Raw genomic sequence first — 18,260 nt, forward strand, 5'->3', positions numbered from 1 at the left:
TTCTCAAAAAAAACCAATTTGGAGCGGGAAACGAGACTCGAACTCGCGACCCCAACCTTGGCAAGGTTATGCTCTACCAACTGAGCTATTCCCGCGTGCCGCTTATAATACATTAAGCGAAACATGGGTCAACAACTTTATGCAAATAAATATGCTGATTGCATAAAATAAAAACAGAAATGGGTAATTAGATGTATTTTCCTCGTTAAGTTGCCGAATAAATAGACATTTTGTTTGAAGCCAAAGCGTACAAGAGCAACTTTTGTTTGTGTGCAGACAGGGTATACTAGGTTCAAATATACGAATAATCGTAAAAGGAAAAGCTATGAGCCTTGAACAACAATTGATTGAACGGTTACAAACCCTTGCACCCAGCCATTTGGAAGTTATCAATGAGTCTGCCGGACATGGTGGTTATTTCCCGGGTAAAGAATCACATTTTAAAGTGATTGTAGTGAGCGATGAATTTAATGGATTACGTTTGGTCCAACGTCATCAAAAAGTTTATGCCTTAGCTTCAGACTTAATGAATCCAGGGCAAATTCATGCTTTAGCAATTCATGCTTATTTACCAAGTGAGTGGCAAGGTCAGGCACCCGCTAGCCCAGAATGTGCTCATGCACCTAAAAGTTAAGGGCTAATTTCATGGATGCACATTTACTCACTAAAATTATTCACATGACCGCGGTGGCTGGCGCCCTTATGGTTTTTGTATTACGCGCTTCAACTCTGTTTGTAGGCGTGCAAGGCGAACAACCAAATCCGGCGGGACGTAAAATATTAGTTGCCTTACAACATCTATCATTTACCGTAGTTTTCATTACTGGCGCAATTTTATTGGTCATGAAAGACTTTCAGGTACAGCCGTGGTTTTACGCTAAAATTATTCTATTTTTAGTCTTATTATCTTCCCTTATGAAAGCCTTTAAAAAAGATGACACTCTTTTATTAGCGCAACGTAGGGCGGGTTTAATGATTAGCGCTATCGCATTTATTGCTATTATTATTTTAGTGATTGTGAAGCCTGTTTTTACTTAATTGTTCTACATTCTTTGCCTTTTTGCTTAAGCTCTAGGTTAAACTGCGTACAGTAAAAAAATATGCAGAGGGAAACATGTTAACTCGTGTGGTGTTTAACCAAAAAGGCGGTGTAGGGAAATCAAGTATTACTGTAAATTTGGCCGCAATTAGTGCCAAGCATGGCTTAAGGACATTGGTTATTGATCTTGATCCTCAAGCCAACTCTAGTCAGTACCTTTTAGGGGATGACGCAACTTATTCTGCTGAAAAATCAATTATAGAACCAAATATCGAAAATTTCTTTGATGATGTGTTGGGAAACAATCAACAAAAGGGTTTAATCGGTAATGCGTTAGGTTCGATTTTAAAAGCCCCGCGAAATAAAGATATTGATAGCTTTGTACACTCAACTCCTTTTGCAAAATTAGACGTGCTTCCTGCCAGCCCAACACTTGGTGCCCTTGAGCATGCACTTGAAAGTAAACATAAAATTTATAAATTACGTGATTCAATTCAAAACTTAATTGGACGATATGATCGTATCTATATAGATACACCACCTGCATTTAACTTTTTTACTTTGTCAGCACTGATAGCAGCAGATAAAGTCTTAATTCCCTTCGATTGTGATGTCTTTTCAAAGCGCGCGTTACAAACATTGATTGAAAATGTTCTCGAAACGCAAGATGATCATAATGATCGCTTGGAAATTGAAGGAATTGTCGTCAACCAATTTCAAGCTCAAGCAAAATTACCTCGGGAAGTGGTTCAGCAGTTGAAAGATGAAGGGTTGCCTGTATTAAATAGCATGTTACCGCCTTCGGTTTTAATGAAAGAATCGCATCAGAAAAATTTACCTTTGGCTCATTTGGCACCAGAACATAAATTGACTCAAGCTTATGAGACATTGTTTGGTGAAATTGAGCCAAAACGATAAGAGAAAAATGATGAAAGGCTTATATATTGCGCCTTTGGTGGCAGCCACTTTATTACTAGGCGCTTGTGCGACGACGGTAAAACCGACTTACGTGTCTCCGACACAATATCAATCTTTGGGCTGCCAACAGCTACAAAGTGAATATAACCGTATTCAACAATATATCGATAATGGTGTCCAAACTCCGAAAAGTACCGGTATGGGGGTTGGACTTGGACTCGGCGGTGGCTGGGGACGAGGCGGTTGGGGATTCGGTCCATCCATCTCTGTAAATATGGGACAATCTTCTTCAACGAAAAATACTGAACTTTCACGTGTTTTAGGTCAGCAAGAAGCAATAGTTCAGGCTGCTCAATTCAAAAACTGTCCGATTATTGTTCGAAAAAAGGCCAATTAATAGCCAATTTCGCATCACAATATGCTAATTAAGGCATATTGTGATGAATAAAGTTTAGCAAAATGTTTCATAATAAAATGAATATAAATCAATACATTTCAAATTTTTAAACTTAATAAATTCTATATTTTCTATAATCAAAAGCCCTCATCAACTTGCTATATTTTGCCTATTTCGTTTAAGGTGGCCCCATCTTGGATGTTGTGGAAATTTTATGATTGAGAGTTGGTTTTTTGTATTGGCAATGTTGGCTGTGTTGCTTATTCCGGGTCCGACAAATGCTTTACTTGCAACCGCTGCTCATTCTCAAGGTTTATCTAAAGCATTCTGGCTTATTCCAATGGAATGGTTAGGCTATGCCTACGGGATTAGCTTTTGGGCTGTATTTATTCATTTAGCTGCTCCAATCTGGCCAGCATTGTTGCTCATTTTGCATATTACGAGTGTATTCTATGTATTCTGGCTTGCTTTTCACTTATGGAAAAACACTCACTTACAACAGTTCAGTCAAAGCCACCGTAATATTCGGCCTCGTCAATTATTCTTATCTACCTTAAAAAACCCTAAAGCTTTGTTGTTTGCAGCGGGGATCTTTCCTGCTGAAGCATGGAATTCGCCTGAAAATTTTCTCATAGTGTTTGGGATTTTTACATTAATCCTAATTCCGGCTGCAAGTTTCTGGATGATTTTTGGACGCGCATTGTTAACGGGTCCAATCAAAAAAATAAAAGCCGATCATTTATATAAAGGATCGGCCATGTTACTTATTTTATGTATGCTTCCAGTAGTATTCCGGTTTTTCTAAATTAATCTCAAACGTTGGTTTTTCGATTTTTTAGTTTTTCACGTATAAATGCGATGATGCCTGGTAAAACGCTAATAATAATGATGCCAAAAATAAGATGGGTAAAATTATCTTTAACGATTGGCATATTTCCAAATAAGTAGCCTAAAGTTACAAAAGAAGCGACCCAACAGAATGCGCCAATAATGTTATAAGTTAGGAAAAACTTATAGTTCATGCTACCAGCCCCAGCAACAAAAGGTGCAAAGGTACGGGCAAATGGTATGAAACGAGCAAAGATAATGGTTTTGCCGCCATGACGAGCAAAGAATTCTTGAGTTTTAACTAAGTGCTGTTTATTAATGAATCGAGAGTTCATTTCAAACACACGTGGACCGATAAAACGTCCAATATGGTAGTTGACCGTGTCACCTAAAACAGCGGCAATGAAGAGTAGAGTGCCCAGTACCCATGGATCCATCGCACCTGTAGATGCTGCTAAAGCACCTGCCGCGAATAGCAAACTATCTCCCGGCAAGAACGGCATAACCACTAAACCGGTTTCAACAAAAATAATTAAAAATAGAATGCCATAAATCCACGTCCCATAATTTATAATAAATTCGGCGAGATGTTGATCAACGTGTAGAATAAAATCAAGAAGTTCCATGATAAGAGTAAGTGGTAAACCGTGCTCAAATCCTAGCAGTGAGCCTATAGAAAGTCAGTATAAAACATCAAAAAAATACAAATTGATCATCTCGTTTATGCAACGATATATATGAATTTTGAGTATTTAATTATCAATGTCCCAAACCTAGAATGAGCTCATCAATAAATAAGCATTTAAATAAAGGTGGCAATATGTTTAATCCAAATGTAGTGGTCAAAAATATCGTAACGCAATCAGGCGCAGACAGTTTCATTAGCCTCGTTGCGCGTCTTCTTATTGCCTATATCTTCCTTGTTGCTGGTTGGGGGAAAATTACCGGTTATGCAGCAACTGCTGGATATATGGAAGCAATGGGGGTTCCAGCTGGAATTCTTCCTTTAGTTATCTTGGTTGAGTTCGGTGGTGGTTTAGCCTTGTTATTTGGTTTTCAAGCACGTTTTGCGGCTTTTGGGCTGGGGATCTTTAGTATTCTTACTGCTTTTTTATTCCACCAAGGCGGTGCTGATGCAGCGGCGCAATACAATAATGGCATTCACTTTATGAAAAACCTTGCAATGGCGGGTGGCTTATTCTTCTTGATGCTTCATGGTGCTGGTCGTATTAGTCTGGATCATGCAATTGAAAAATAATATTCAAGACAAAATAAAAACCGGATGATCAATTCATCCGGTTTTTTTATTTCTATGATTTAAAAATTAGAGCATGAACTGGATTTGTAATTCCCCAACAACAAAACCAAGTACTGCACCAACTGCAATGAGTGCCCATTCATCTTCTTTGAACGCAGGGCGTAACATGCCTTCAAATTCAGAAGGCGTTAATTTCTGCATGCGTTCAATTAAAGTACTACGAATATTCATGGCATCTTCTGCATAAGACTCTACATATTTCATCGTCTCTGGAAGCCGTTGCATAATGCGTTCAGCAACTTGCGATTTCATATTCTGATATTTTTCTCCGCCAATTGCATATACAACCAATGGGCGAATAACACCAGCTTGCATATCAATTTCTTGTTTTACATGACGGTTAACCAGATCAATAACACGATCAGAATGTGTACCAGAAAATAATTCTTCCATCATATGACGTGAAGTCAGAAGCTGTTTAGAAATGAGCGCAGCATAGTCGGCTGCAACTTCATTTTGACGTTTGATAAATAAACCTTGCCATGTATAACCAAATATTTTTTTAGGATAAAGAGGTCTAAACATCATTTGCAGTGCAATCCAGTCACTGAAAAAACCCACAAAGCCGCCAAACATTGGAAGCATCCACGGGTATTTTCCTTGCGTGACGATCCAGCAAAACATTTGGATCACACCAATACCAAAACCGAAGAAAAATCCGACATTACTGAAAAATTTAAATTCTTGTTTTCCTACTCGTTTAAAAATGTTGTTGAGTAGGCGTTTGTCTTTAAGCAAGTTGCTAATAACCAGATGTTTAATATCAAAATATCGGTTCACATCACGTTGTACTTCACCCATGATATGTTCAACAATCTCGGGTGCTTTTGATTGCACACGACGAATCAGTCTTTGGCGCGCAAACTCTGGCATGCCTTCCCATAACCCAGGCTGATATTCTTGCGCAACGTCACGGGTAATATCTTCAGCTGCGGCCAGCAATGGTTTTTCTATTTCTTTAGCAATACGTTTTGGATCTAGGCGAGCAAAAATTTCTTCAGGTTTAATGAGCTTGGCTGTCATCAGTTCAACAGCGATTGTTGCCATTTTCTCGGCTTTGCGTGGCACGATGCCTTGCCAACCTAGAAATGGTTTAATGCCTTTAAATTCAAGTGGCGAAAACATCATCTGAATGGCAATCACTTTGGTGATGTAGCCAATTAAACCACTCATAAAAGGAATAGAGATATACAACCAAAAATGTTGCTGGAAATCTGCAATCATAGTTTGAAGCATTGTTGTTCCTTGGATTTCTATTGATTTTGATAGGGGGCAACAAGCCATAAAAATGGATAATTGTTTAAACACAGACAAATATCGCTTATGGTATTTACCTTTCCATGGTAATGCCTGTTTTATCGGGTCATCTTAACATCAAATTCATGGTGATGCTGCATAGAATGTGATGAATTTATCAATACGTATGAAGTTTTTAAGATTAACTCAGATTATTGATAAATATAAGTAAATATTGATTTATGTCAGAGAATCTAGCTATAGAAATGATTCAGAAATGAAAAAAATAAGATATATGATGATTTGCGGTGCGCCGAAGCGTGAAAAATGTTAAAATGGCGCGCTTAATTCTTTTGCCATTTAGTGGTTTGTCATGACTACCAATACTCAAATTACTGAAGATCGTATCCTGATTCTGGATTTCGGCTCTCAATATAGCCAGCTCATTGCACGTCGTGTACGTGAAGCCGGTGTTTACTCTGAAATGTATGCTTTTGATATGTCTGAAGAAGACATTCGCGCTTTTAAGCCAAATGGCATTATTTTGTCAGGTGGACCTGAGAGTGTGCATGAAGAAGGTAGCCCACGTGCACCGCAAGTGGTGTTTGAGTTGGGTGTTCCAGTATTGGGTATTTGCTATGGTTTGCAAACCATGTCTGAACAGTTAGGCGGTAAAGTTGAGCCGGGTACTGTACATGAATTTGGTTATGCCGAAGTTGATATCGTTAAACGCGACCAACTGATTGGCAACCTACAAGACCGTGAAGACCAACTTCATGTCTGGATGAGTCATGGCGACAAAGTGAGCCAGATTCCAGAAGGTTTTAGCATTACTGCAAGCACGCCAAGTTGTCCAGTTGCTGCTGTAAGTGACGAAACACGCCGTTTCTATGGTGTGCAATTCCACCCAGAAGTAACGCACACAGCAAAAGGTGAAGAATTACTTGCAAATTTTGTTCATAAAATTTGTGGATGTGGTGGCCTTTGGACACCTGAACACATCATTGATTTACGTGTAGAACAGTTGCGTAAGCAAATTGGTGATGAAAAAGTTCTTTTAGGTCTTTCTGGTGGTGTTGACTCATCTGTAGTTGCTGCGCTTTTACACAAAGCAATTGGCGACCAGTTAACATGTGTATTTGTTGATAACGGTTTACTTCGTTTAAACGAAGGCGATCAAGTAATGCAAATGTTTGCTGAAAACATGGGTATCCGTGTAATTCGTGCAGATGCTGAAGAGCGTTTCTTAACTGCATTAGCTGGTGAAGTTGATCCAGAGAAAAAACGTAAAATCATTGGTCGTGAGTTTATTGAAGTTTTTGCTGAAGAAGCACGTAAACTTGATGGCGTGAAATTCTTGGCACAAGGTACGATTTATCCAGACGTGATCGAATCTGCTGCAAGCAAACAAGGTAAAGCACACGTTATTAAATCTCACCACAATGTGGGTGGTTTACCAGACGATTTAGAATTTGAATTGGTTGAGCCTTTACGTGACTTGTTTAAAGATGAAGTACGTAAATTAGGTACAACACTTGGCTTGCCACACAGCATGATTTACCGTCACCCATTCCCAGGCCCAGGCTTAGGTGTTCGTATTTTGGGTGAAGTGAAAAAGGAATATGCAGATATTCTTCGTCTTGCTGATGACATCTTTATGCAAGAGCTTCGCGACAGCGGTTGGTATGACAAAACAGCTCAAGCATTTGCTGTGTTCCAACCTGTTAAGTCAGTTGGTGTAGTAGGTGATGGTCGTCGTTATGCATGGGTTATTGCACTTCGCGCAGTTGAAACAGTTGACTTTATGACAGCTCGTTTTGCACATTTACCATACGAATTGGTTGATAAAATCTCAACGCGTATTATGAATGAAATTAAAGATGTATCACGTGTTGTATACGACGTGTCATCTAAACCACCAGCCACGATTGAATGGGAGTAAAATCGGAGTTTCAAAATGCAATGCATTTTGCCGATTTTACGCCAAGAGCTATGCTCGCGGCAGAGGGTTTTCTAAAAGCAGTAGCTTTTAGCTAAATTTATGCCATGAACGAACTTAAAACATTGTTTTAAGTGAAGTGCAAGATGCCTACGGCAGTGTGGTATTTCTAGAATGGATTAATAAAAAGCCGACTTGGAAAAGTCGGCTTTTTGCTGTTTTACAATGAAGTGAAAGTTTTAAATATTTGATTTTTTGCTAAAGACGTTAACTTCATTTCTTATAAGCCGTGTTATGTTAATTTTAGACAAATTAATAACCGGTTCTTTATAAATGGATTTAAAAACGTTTGAATTATTAGCTCGATACAACGTTTGGTCTACTCAAAAATTAAATCAGGTTTTGAGGAATGTTTCTAATGACGACTTCAATGCTGATTGTGGACTTTATTTCAAAAGTATCGCCGGAACTTTAAATCATTTACTTGTTGGCGAACACTATCTTTGGTTTCCTCGTTTTTTAGCTAAACCTTCACCGATATTAAAGCTAAATACCATCATAGAGAATGATAAAGACAAGTTGATATTTCAGTTAGAGGATAAGGTTGGTAATTGGATAAATTTTTTAAAATGTGTTGATATTGAAAAATTTAAATACGATCTGCAGTACAAAACATCTACTGGTAAAGAGATGAGCCTGCCATATGCTGAAACACTATTACATGTTTTTAATCATGGAACTCATCACAGAGGGCAAGTCACAGCAGCTCTGACCTCAATGGGATATGATTGTCCTGAACTTGATTTGGTATATATGCTAATCGAAGAAAATCATCACATTTAATTTATGTTTATCTAAATTTAAAATTTATCTATTAATAAAAGGTAGATATTTATTAGGACTTTGAAAAACACAAAGGCGGCATTCGAAATAATTTAGTTGTTTGATAAATATATTTGTGACGTATTGCCAGTAGAAAGAGTGCTTAAGCACTCTTTTTTATTACTTAAATTTTAATATATATCAAAACAATAGATCTGAACTTATTACTTATAGTTGATAAAAGATATATTAAGATATATCTTAATAAATATAAATTAAGCATATTAGGGAATCTTTACTGATGAAACAACAATCAGAACATCATCATGCTGAACACCACGAACATCATGGTGGTCATCACCGTTCAGGGCGACGGGGGAGACTTTTTGAAGCGGGCAGAATGAAACTTTTAGTACTTTATCTCATTCAGCAAAGTCCAAAGCATGGCTATGAAATTATTAAAGAAATAAGTGATTTGGTGGGCGATGGCTATACACCAAGTGCAGGTACCATTTACCCAACTTTAACTAGTCTGGAAGAAATGAATTTCATTACTTTGTTAGACGTAGAACGTAAGCAATATCAAATCACAGAATTTGGTAAAGCTTACTTAGCCGAACAACAAGACAAGCTGACTGAGCTATTAGAAAAATTACGACTTAGACGTGAAATTCACAGTAATGATGAATTAATTGAAATTCACCGTGCGATGGAAAACCTAAAAACAGCCTTACGTTTGAAGTTGAACTCGGCGAGTTTGCAGCAAGAGCAGATTTATCAAATTGCTGAAAAAATTGATCAAGCTGCGGTTTCGATTGGGCGATTATAAGTTGGAAATAGAAATGTTAGAGCTACAGCATAAAATCAAAGAAACGGGCCTAAAAGTCACTCATCCAAGACTTGCTGTTTTGTCTTTAATTCAACAGCAAGCAGAAGATCTAACTGTCAAACAGATTTACCAGAAGTTATATGCCCAAAAACAGAAATTAAGTTTAGCCACAGTTTATCGGGTAGTGAACGACTTAGCGGGAGCGGGTTTAATTTCAAATCGTCAGCCACAACGAGATGAAGCTAAATTTAACTTACCAACAGTCGAGAATAATCAATTATTGCAAATTCGTTGTACAGATCTAACAGCTGCTAAACAAGAACAATTTTTAGCATCTTTACAGTCAGTATTTACACAATTTCAAATCGATCTTAAACAGGTCGAAATCATCCATAGTCATTAAATTTTTAATAGAGAATTTATATATGAAACAACATCAATATCATGTCACTGTGCAACACTTAAAGAATGCAAAAGGAGAGGCCTCTACATATACCGAGCGTCTTGAGTTTTATGCGGGTAATCATGACGATATCTTTGAAATTGTGGAGCGCTTAAAAAAAGCAGGTTTTTTTGATGATCAAACTACAAAATCTTTTGGTGTTGGGCTAAAACTTTTTAGTGAAGTTATGTTGGAAAATCGAGACCACCCTCTATTTCAAGAGTTTTTCCCACAATTTGGTCAATTCATGAAAAACCTAAAACAGATCGTTAAAGATCAATCATCTTAAACATGTTTCATGCAGCCTTGATTTTTCTATAATTAAAAATGGATTGTCTCATTCATAACACCCTGTGTATTACTAAAAGACTATATTGAATAATGAGTGTATTGTTAAGATTAGTACAACAACTCATTGCAAAAGCATAGGTAAAAGAGAGTAATATCATGAGCAATAATAATGATTACGATATTTCTGATTCAAAGGATTGTGAAAAATTTGCCAATCAGTTTATTCAGGAATTTCCAATTCGCTCTGCTGAAATTGGACAGGGGACAGTGATTAAGCGGGCTTTGCCTAGCAGACAAAAGCGAATGATTGGTGCGTGGTGTTTTCTAGATCATGCAGGCCCAGTGTCTTTTCCTGCGGGTGATGGTTTAGATGTTGGCCCTCATCCTCATATTGGTTTGCAAACCTTCACTTGGATGATTGAAGGGACCATGATGCATACCGATAGTTTAGGTTCAAAACAACTTATTCGTCCTAAGCAAGTGAACTTAATGACGGCAGGTCACGGCATTTCACATACAGAAGTTGCACCTGATACTGAAACTCAAATGCACGCTGCTCAGCTCTGGATTGCTTTGCCTGACCATAAGCGCAGTATGGATCCGAAATTTGAACATTACCCTGAGTTGCCTGTTGTTGAAAAGGACGGTCTAGAATTTACTGTTCTTGTAGGCGAATATCTGGCAACTACTTCTCCAGTAGTGGTACATACGCCTTTAGTTGGCGTCGACTTAATTGCTGCCGAAGATACCAAAACCCGTATTCCATTAAATCCTAATTATGAATATGGTTTTATGGCATTAGAAGGTATTGCCCATGTGAATGGCCATGAGTTAACTGCTGACAACATGGTTGTTTTGGATACTGGACTAAGTGAAATTGAGATTGAAGTAAAAAAAGGCAATCGTGTTCTTTTAATTGGTGGTGAACCGTTTGAAACGCCAATTTTGCTCTGGTGGAATTTTGTTGCGCGTACAATGGATGATTTAAAAGAAGCTCGTGAGCAATGGGTTAATCACGATGCGCGTTTTGGTGAAATTCCAGATTATGTTGGCGCACGCTTAGAAGCTCCTGTTCTTCCAGATCAAATGAGAGCATCAAAATGACAGCAGTAATCGCAAGTAGTAAAGCAAAGCCCCTTGCTGAGCAATGGAAGGGTGAAATTACCAGTGGTCGCCATCAGTATTTTTGTGATGAGCCTGAAAAGCTAGAAGGTCAAGATCAAGGCCCAGCGCCTTATGATTTGCTTACTGGAAGTTTGGCAGCCTGTACACTCATTACTTTAAGAATGTATGCAAAGCACAAAGGTTATGATTTTGGTGAGTTCTCGGTTGAAATTGATTTTCATACCAATAGAGAGCATGAAGAGCATATTGAACGTCGTATTGTTTTTAAAGACTTACCAGATGAAGAGCTCCAACAAAAAATCTTAGTGGTATGCAGTAAAACTCCGGTCACTAAAACTTTGTTACGTAGTTTAGACATTCATACTGTGCTTGTTACAGTGTAAAAATGCTATTTTGTGGAGGTGGATGATTTTATATCCATCCCACAAATGGAATAAAACAGCATGTTCACATGCTGTTTTTTATGTAAAAAAGAAAAATAAAAGCAGGCGATAACATGATTAGTTTACACCACCTGGAATGTTCGCGATCGTTTCGAATTTTATGGGCTTTAGAAGAATTAGGCTTAGATTATGATATTCATTATTATCAGCGCCTACCTAACTATTCAGCTCCAGAAACATTGAAATGTATTCATCCTTTAGGTAAAGCTCCAATTCTGACAGATGATGAGCAAGTCATCGCAGAATCTGCTGTGATCTTGGAATATCTACAGCAACGTTATGATCAGAATCAACAATTTAAACCTACGCAAGCTCAAAATTTACAGCAGTATATTTATTGGATGCACTATGCAGAAGGCTCACTCATGCCACTCTTAGTCATGACTTTGGTCATGAATAGTGTAAATAAGCATGTGCCGTGGTTAATTCAACCAGTAGCAAAAAAAATCACGGAAGGGGTGAAGGCAAATTTTGTCCGCCCACGTATGAAAGATCATATTAGTTTTTTAGAAAACTATTTGGCAGAGCATGAATATTTCGCAGGTGATTTTTCATTTGCTGATATTCAAATGAGTTTTCCTTTAGAAGCTTTGCAATCACGCTTACAAGGGAAATACCCTAATATTCAGGCTTTTTTACATCGTATTCGGCGCAGGGTAGCGTTTCAAAAAGCGAAAAAAAAGGGAATTGGTTCTAATGAAAGCAATTGTGCTGATATTTAAAAGAAAAGGAACAATTATTTGTTCCTTTTTATTTTCACTTTACTTTCGTTTGATCACGATGGAGTCAATGCCGCTGTGTTGTAAAGTCTGTTGAGCAGCCAATGCAGCATCTTGGGTGTCATAAGGTCCTGAAATAACACGGTACCATATTTGCCCATTTTCAGTACTCTTAACTACATCTGCAGATAAGCCATTTAAAATGATTTCTGCACGGCGAGCATCAGCTTGATCTGGGTCATTATAGCTGCGAACCTGTAAAATATAAGTAGGTTGCTGAGGAGCGGTGGCTGATGGATTCGTATCAATTCCTGCACTTTCTGAAGCAGCTGGTTGAGTTGCACTTGGTGCCTCAACAATCATGGCTGTGCCTTGATTTTTGCTTTCAGGAATCGCTTGTTCCGGAATAGGAGTTACTTGCTGTTGGGGTAATAGATCATAGAAACGATAGTCTTTATTGGTATCTTCTTCTTGATAATGTTCAGAAGTAATCTGATTTTTTGCGGGAACAGGTTGCCAAGGTTTCCAAAGCATAAGCATTACAGCGATACATAAGACCGCCAAAATAGCGACAAGTGTCCCTAACCATTTGGGAATTAGGGGCTTTTTAGGCTTGTTAGGTCTTTCAGATACACCGCGTTGCGTTTTGCCAAACACGTGGATTATTCCTCTGTATTTTGATTGTTTTAATTCGAGTTTGATTCTCGTATTACGATGCTAAAAACAGTGGCTTGTATAAGCTATTTTAACTCTACAAACCACTGCTTACTATATGTTGCATGACCTTTATGTTACTGCCATGCAATATAATTTTTACATAGAGTCTGGTGCAGATACACCAAGTAATTCTAAACCATTATGCAACACTTGTTGTACATTGATTGAAAGCAATAAACGTGCTTGTGTAAGCTCAGCATCATCGCCTAATACTTTATGTTCATTGTACCAAGCGTGGAACAAGGCAGCTAATTCTTTTAAGTAGTTACCCACCTGATGTGGTTCATATGCATTTGCAGCACGCAACACTGCATCTGGATAAGCTGCCAGTTTAGCAAGAATCTCAGTTTCAGCATCAAGAGATAGGCGAGTAGCATGTGTACGTGCGGCATTTACATCGAATTGTAAGCCTGTGCTTAACGCTTTTTCTAACATACGGCAAATACGTGCATGTGCATATTGAATATAGTACACAGCATTGTCTTTACTTTGTGACACAGCAAGGTCAAGGTCGAAGTCAATGTGTTGTTCACTCTTACGCATCACGTAGTAGAAACGAGCCGCGTCGTTGCCCACTTCTTTACGTAAGTCACGTAAAGTCACGAACTGACCTGAACGAGATGACATTTGAACCATCTCTCCGCCACGCCATAAACTTACAAACTGAACCAAAAGCACAGTCAATTTTTTAGAGTCGTAACCCATTGCATCGATTGCCGCTTTTACGCGAGAAATATAGCCGTGGTGATCAGAGCCCCAAATATCAATCAGGTCAGTATACCCACGTTGTAATTTATTTAAGTGGTAAGCAATGTCTGATGCAAAGTAGGTGGTTTGACCATTACGACGTTTAACAACACGGTCTTTTTCATCGCCAAATTCGGTCGATTTAAACCAGATGTTGCCATCTTTTTCATAAAGGAAGCCACGTTGATCAAGTGTTTCTAAAGCTTCGTCAATTTTGGCGCTAAGAGATGCTTCACTAAACCATTGGTTGAACGTTACACCAAAGTCAGCAAGGTCATCTTTAATGTCATCTAAAATGGCATGAAGAGCAGCTTGGTGGAATACGCGGTAGCCTTCACCTAGTAATTGTTGAGAGTTGGCAATAAGACCATCAATATGTTTTTCTTTGTCGCCAGATAAAACGACTTTATTGCCGTCGCTATCTAGTTCTTCTGCATATTGCACGTCTTCTGGCACATCTTTATAGACATCAGCTACTTCACGAAGGTATGCGTCGCCATCTTTAACAATAATAGTCTGTGCTATTTCTTTAACGTAATCGCCTTGATAAGCGTTTTTAGGGAATACAAGGTTTTGACCTAGTAATTCTAAATAACGTAAATAAGTAGATGTCGCCAAAATATCCATTTGACGGCCAGCATCATTCACATAGTATTCGCGGTCAACTTTAGCACCCGTTGCTTCAAGTAATTTGGCAACAGTCATACCATATGCAGCACCACGGCCATGACCTACATGTAGACTAGACGTTGGGTTTGCAGAAACGAATTCGACTTGGATCTTTTTCGCTGCATTTGCCTGACTACGACCAAAAAATTCTTTTTGTGCTTGAATCTGGTCAAGAATAGCAAAGCGTTGGTCTGCATTTAAAAAGAAGTTAATAAAACCAGGACCTGCGATTTCAGCTTTGCTGATATCCGCAACTTCTGGTAATGCAGCTAGAACTTTCTCAGCTAAATCACGTGGTTTCATACCAGCAGCTTTCGAGCCGATCATGGCAATATTAGAAGCAAAGTCGCCATGGCTTCGGTCTTTGGTGCGTGTTAAGTTGCTTGTGTTATTCCAGTCGGAAGGAAGCACCCCTTCTTGTTGAAGAGTTTGCACTGCATGGTCGAGAGCTGCTTGTATTGCCGTATTCATATCAATCGAAAATAGATGTCGCAGAAAAACGTCAAATATAGCAAATTTCCTATGAGTTAGGGGAGTGGATTTGATATTCCAGTAATTCTTTTTGTGCAATTTACTGAGGATTATTTTTTAAATGAATGTTGCAAGGTGAATCACTTCACTATTCTAAAAACAAACAAATACAAGCCTTCTAAGAAGTTTTAAAAAGTAGATTAGCTTTTAATCTCACCATTATTTCTTATAAAAATGGCTATGTAAGTAAAAATATATATTAAAAGCTTTTGAAATTAGATAAATAAAAGAATTTTTAAAAATATAAAATTATTAAAGCTTTGATATTTATTAATTATTTTTAAACATGTTTTAACTAAATAGTCTTCAATTTTAACATCACAGTTTAAAATATCTATTTTGAACGAATTAGGCTTAAGCTTATACGCACAAAGAGTTTTAGAGACCATACAAAACGTGTTTTTCTCTACTCTAAGCTGGAAAATGAGATAGGCAATGATATCAGGACACCCAAGTAAACATCCCCTTTATATCCCATATGCAGGTTTTACACTTTTAGAGTTACCACTTTTAAATAAAGGTTCGGCTTTCACTGAAGAAGAAAGAAGTAACTTTAACTTACACGGTTTACTCCCCCATATTATTGAAACTATTGAAGAGCAAAGCCAGCGCTCTTATCAGCAATATTGCGCTTTCACTGATGATATTAATCGACATATCTATTTGCGTAATATCCAAGATACCAACGAAACCTTGTTCTATCATTTAATCGAAAATCATCTCGAAGAAATGATGCCGATTATTTATACCCCAACCGTGGGTGAGGCATGTCAGCGTTTCTCTGATATCTATCGTCGTCACCGTGGTATCTTCATTTCATATCCAGATCGTGATGTGATTGATGATATTTTGCAAAACGTAAATAAAAACAATGTAAAAGTTATCGTGATTACGGATGGTGAACGTATTTTAGGTCTTGGTGACCAAGGTATTGGTGGAATGGGAATCCCGATTGGGAAACTTTCGCTTTACACAGCTTGTGGTGGTATTAGCCCAGCCTATACATTGCCAATTACAATTGATGTTGGTACGAATAATCCACAATTGTTAAATGATCCGATCTATATGGGGTGGCGTCAGCCGCGTATTAGTGGCGATGAATATTACGCATTTGTAGATATGGTGATTGAAGCTGTGAAGCGTCGTTGGCCAAAAGCATTAATTCAGTTTGAAGATTTCGCACAAAAAAATGCGATGCCACTTTTAGAAAAATATCGTGATAAAATTTGCTGTTTTAATGATGATATTCAAGGAACAGCAGCGGTATCTGTAGGTAGCTTGATTGCTGCAAGTCGTGCCGCAGGCAAGCAATTAAAAGATCAAAAAATTGCGTTTTTAGGTGCGGGTTCGGCAGGTTGTGGTATTGCAGAACAAATTGTTGCACAAATGATTGCAGAAGGTTTAACCGATGCAGAAGCGCGTGCTCGCGTTTATATGGTAGACCGTTTTGGTTTGATCACTGAGAATCAACCAAACTTGCTCGACTTTCAGCGTAAGTTAGCACAAAAAGCTGAGGTGGTTGATCAGTGGGGCAATATCGAAGAAGTCATTTCACTCCTCGATGTTGTTAAAAATGCTAAGCCTACAGTGTTAATTGGTGTTTCTGGACAGCCTGGCTTGTTCACAGAAGAAATCATTAGGACTTTGGCGGCAAATTGTGAACGACCAATTGTAATGCCATTATCTAATCCGACTTCACGTGTTGAAGCTGTACCTGCTGATATTGTGGAGTGGACTGAAGGTAAAGCATTAATTGCAACAGGTAGTCCGTTTGCTCCTGTGAATCATCACGGCAAACTTTACAATATTTCGCAGTGTAATAACTCGTACATTTTCCCGGGCATTGGTTTAGGTGTGGTGGCATCTGGTGCTAAGCGTGTTACAGAAAATATGTTAATGGCATCAAGTAGTGCTTTAGCAAATTGCTCTCCATTGCTTAAAGATCCACAAGCTGATTTATTACCGCCATTGGGTGAGATTCAACAAGTTTCTAAAGTTATTGCGTTCGAAGTTGCAAAAGCTGCTATGGCTGATGGTGTCGCTGTAACAATTAGTGATGATTTGTTGAAACAGAAAATTGATCAGTCGTTCTGGAAACCTGAATACCGCAAATATAAGCGTATTCCTTTCTAAGAGTGAGAATGTAAAAAGAGGAGCTTAAGCTCCTCTTTTTTATTTTAGTCTTCTAGAATTTCTTCTAGCAACTCTTCACTAGGTGCAAAATAATAAGCACCATCAAGTGGGGTCACAAAGTGCAATAAGCGGTCGTGGATACCATCTCCACTTGTACCGAACATGCGCTTTAACATGGCGTCAATAATGGTGAGATCTTTAGTATAGGCAATGAAAAATAAACCTTGATCACCTCTACCATCTCCATAAGGTAGACTATGACGTAAAATTTCCATTTCTTCGCCTTCATCATCTTCAACAACAGTACGGGCAACATGGGCGTTTTCTGGTTTAACGTCATCATCTAATTCAATAGATTCAAGTTTTGTGCGGCCCATAACATTTTCTTGCGCATCAACTTTCAATTTTTTCCACTTTTCTAAATCATGGGCATAGCGCTGCGCGAAAATGAAACTGCCATCTGCAAATACCCCAGCGCTTTCTGGTAAGAGCGCTGTCTCAGCTCGGTCGTCTGGAAATTGAGGATTTTCGGTTCCGTCTATGAAGCCAGTCATATCTCGGCCATCGAAATAACGGAAGCATACACGCTCATCAAGAACCTCAACTTTATCTTGAATACCTTCAAAAAATGCTTGGCTCAAGGCAAAACAAATATCAGAGCGCATGCTGGCGATATGAATGAGAACATCAGCTGGCACAACGGGCATATTGAATGCGCCTTGTTCAGGCTCAAGCTGCTTAAAACCTACAGGAGTTTGCGAATATAGCTGTTCCCATAATTCAGGACCAAAAGCAACTGCTGTTTTAATTTGAGCATCTGAATGTTGGGTAATAAGGCGGTCACGTGCTTCAAATAAAGCACTAAGTTGGTTTTTTAATTCATCAATAGTTAAGTCTTTTAAGCGAAGAACAATAAAGCGTGCATGGTCTGATGGCAACGGCAAAATGACAGATTGAGCACTCATTGGAAGGAATCTCCTCGATTATAATTTGATATGAGTTTTAATTATTGTGCCTGATGCGCAGAGCTGTTAGTAGTCTATTTCTTGATTTTATTGTTTGAATTCTCATCAAGATAGTTTTATAAAACAGTATAATTCCACTTTTATACTCTCTA

The 18,260-nt window shown here is 38.3% G+C and carries 20 protein-coding genes and 1 tRNA gene; 15 read left to right on the plus strand and 6 right to left on the minus strand.

The window, feature by feature from the left end; all coding sequences use genetic code 11:
* Nucleotides 1–19 precede the first annotated feature (19 nt).
* Nucleotides 20–95: transfer RNA gene (locus BMW38_RS17680), tRNA-Gly, on the minus strand.
* A gap of 230 nt (nucleotides 96–325) precedes the next feature.
* On the opposite strand from BMW38_RS17680, the gene BMW38_RS17685 reads away from it, so the two are divergent.
* The 5 genes from BMW38_RS17685 to BMW38_RS17705 all read left to right on the plus strand — a co-directional run bounded on the left by BMW38_RS17685 (nucleotide 326) and on the right by BMW38_RS17705 (nucleotide 3,159).
* A complete protein-coding gene (locus tag BMW38_RS17685; RefSeq protein WP_004640501.1) occupies nucleotides 326–634 on the plus strand; it encodes a BolA family protein in 309 nt (102 codons plus the stop codon).
* 11 nt (nucleotides 635–645) lie between these two features.
* Nucleotides 646–1,038: a SirB2 family protein gene (locus BMW38_RS17690; RefSeq protein ID WP_092710543.1), complete on the plus strand. Its 393-nt coding sequence runs from the start codon at nucleotides 646–648 to the stop codon at nucleotides 1,036–1,038.
* 76 nt (nucleotides 1,039–1,114) lie between these two features.
* Nucleotides 1,115–1,957, plus strand: coding sequence for a ParA family protein (locus BMW38_RS17695; protein ID WP_003655596.1), 843 nt, complete (start codon nucleotides 1,115–1,117; stop codon nucleotides 1,955–1,957).
* Between the two features lie 10 nt (nucleotides 1,958–1,967).
* Nucleotides 1,968–2,354 (plus strand): hypothetical protein, encoded by a 387-nt coding sequence (locus tag BMW38_RS17700; protein ID WP_092710546.1) that lies wholly within the window; start codon nucleotides 1,968–1,970, stop codon nucleotides 2,352–2,354.
* Between the two features lie 214 nt (nucleotides 2,355–2,568).
* Nucleotides 2,569–3,159, plus strand: coding sequence for a LysE family translocator (locus BMW38_RS17705; RefSeq protein WP_005037489.1), 591 nt, complete (start codon nucleotides 2,569–2,571; stop codon nucleotides 3,157–3,159).
* Nucleotides 3,160–3,166: 7 nt separating this feature from the next.
* On the opposite strand, the gene BMW38_RS17710 is transcribed toward BMW38_RS17705, so the two are convergent.
* A complete protein-coding gene (locus tag BMW38_RS17710; protein ID WP_004640509.1) occupies nucleotides 3,167–3,808 on the minus strand; it encodes a DedA family protein in 642 nt (213 codons plus the stop codon).
* 194 nt (nucleotides 3,809–4,002) lie between these two features.
* Between BMW38_RS17710 and BMW38_RS17715 the strand changes: the two genes are divergently transcribed.
* Nucleotides 4,003–4,440 carry a DoxX family protein gene (locus BMW38_RS17715; RefSeq protein WP_003655588.1) on the plus strand — a complete coding sequence of 146 codons (438 nt, stop codon included), beginning with the start codon at nucleotides 4,003–4,005 and terminating at the stop codon, nucleotides 4,438–4,440.
* A 66-nt stretch (nucleotides 4,441–4,506) separates the two neighbouring features.
* Here the strand turns inward: BMW38_RS17715 and BMW38_RS17720 are convergent, their stop codons facing one another.
* Nucleotides 4,507–5,724 carry a DUF445 domain-containing protein gene (locus tag BMW38_RS17720; protein ID WP_170834095.1) on the minus strand — a complete coding sequence of 406 codons (1,218 nt, stop codon included), beginning with the start codon at nucleotides 5,722–5,724 and terminating at the stop codon, nucleotides 4,507–4,509.
* Between the two features lie 385 nt (nucleotides 5,725–6,109).
* Here BMW38_RS17720 and guaA point away from each other — a divergent pair, with 385 nt between their 5' ends.
* The 8 genes from guaA (at nucleotide 6,110) to BMW38_RS17760 (ending at nucleotide 12,349) form a co-directional block, all read left to right on the plus strand.
* Complete coding sequence (guaA, locus tag BMW38_RS17725; protein ID WP_004640513.1) at nucleotides 6,110–7,678, plus strand: glutamine-hydrolyzing GMP synthase; 1,569 nt, start codon at nucleotides 6,110–6,112, stop codon at nucleotides 7,676–7,678.
* A gap of 330 nt (nucleotides 7,679–8,008) precedes the next feature.
* The gene (locus tag BMW38_RS17730; protein ID WP_092710549.1) at nucleotides 8,009–8,518 is read left to right on the plus strand and encodes a DinB family protein; all 510 of its coding nucleotides are present in this window, start codon (nucleotides 8,009–8,011) and stop codon (nucleotides 8,516–8,518) included.
* Between the two features lie 280 nt (nucleotides 8,519–8,798).
* On the plus strand, nucleotides 8,799–9,326 hold the full coding sequence (locus BMW38_RS17735; protein WP_092710552.1) for a PadR family transcriptional regulator: 528 nt from the start codon (nucleotides 8,799–8,801) through the stop codon (nucleotides 9,324–9,326).
* A 13-nt stretch (nucleotides 9,327–9,339) separates the two neighbouring features.
* Entirely contained in the window at nucleotides 9,340–9,729 is a 390-nt protein-coding gene (locus tag BMW38_RS17740; RefSeq protein WP_092710556.1) for a Fur family transcriptional regulator, read from the plus strand.
* Between the two features lie 22 nt (nucleotides 9,730–9,751).
* Nucleotides 9,752–10,057: a DUF3861 domain-containing protein gene (locus BMW38_RS17745; protein WP_092710559.1), complete on the plus strand. Its 306-nt coding sequence runs from the start codon at nucleotides 9,752–9,754 to the stop codon at nucleotides 10,055–10,057.
* A 158-nt stretch (nucleotides 10,058–10,215) separates the two neighbouring features.
* Complete coding sequence (locus BMW38_RS17750; protein ID WP_092710562.1) at nucleotides 10,216–11,163, plus strand: pirin family protein; 948 nt, start codon at nucleotides 10,216–10,218, stop codon at nucleotides 11,161–11,163.
* A complete protein-coding gene (locus BMW38_RS17755; RefSeq protein WP_003655574.1) occupies nucleotides 11,160–11,567 on the plus strand; it encodes an OsmC family protein in 408 nt (135 codons plus the stop codon). Before BMW38_RS17750 ends, BMW38_RS17755 begins: the two co-directional genes overlap by 4 nt.
* A 113-nt stretch (nucleotides 11,568–11,680) precedes the next feature.
* Nucleotides 11,681–12,349, plus strand: a complete 669-nt coding sequence (locus BMW38_RS17760; RefSeq protein ID WP_092710564.1) for a glutathione S-transferase — start codon at nucleotides 11,681–11,683, stop codon at nucleotides 12,347–12,349.
* A 39-nt stretch (nucleotides 12,350–12,388) separates the two neighbouring features.
* On the opposite strand, the gene BMW38_RS17765 is transcribed toward BMW38_RS17760, so the two are convergent.
* Complete coding sequence (locus BMW38_RS17765) at nucleotides 12,389–13,003, minus strand: SPOR domain-containing protein (protein WP_003655571.1); 615 nt, start codon at nucleotides 13,001–13,003, stop codon at nucleotides 12,389–12,391.
* Nucleotides 13,004–13,159: 156 nt separating this feature from the next.
* Nucleotides 13,160–14,950, minus strand: a complete 1,791-nt coding sequence (gene argS / locus BMW38_RS17770; protein WP_092710567.1) for an arginine--tRNA ligase — start codon at nucleotides 14,948–14,950, stop codon at nucleotides 13,160–13,162.
* Nucleotides 14,951–15,445: 495 nt separating this feature from the next.
* Here argS and BMW38_RS17775 point away from each other — a divergent pair, with 495 nt between their 5' ends.
* Complete coding sequence (locus BMW38_RS17775; protein WP_004640531.1) at nucleotides 15,446–17,143, plus strand: NAD-dependent malic enzyme; 1,698 nt, start codon at nucleotides 15,446–15,448, stop codon at nucleotides 17,141–17,143.
* 44 nt (nucleotides 17,144–17,187) lie between these two features.
* Here BMW38_RS17775 and BMW38_RS17780 read toward each other — a convergent pair whose 3' ends face one another.
* The gene (locus tag BMW38_RS17780; RefSeq protein ID WP_092710570.1) at nucleotides 17,188–18,108 is read right to left on the minus strand and encodes a Dyp-type peroxidase; all 921 of its coding nucleotides are present in this window, start codon (nucleotides 18,106–18,108) and stop codon (nucleotides 17,188–17,190) included.
* Nucleotides 18,109–18,260: the final 152 nt, after the last annotated feature.

Source organism: Acinetobacter sp. yr461 (assembly GCF_900110445.1).
GTDB lineage: Bacteria > Pseudomonadota > Gammaproteobacteria > Pseudomonadales > Moraxellaceae > Acinetobacter > Acinetobacter calcoaceticus.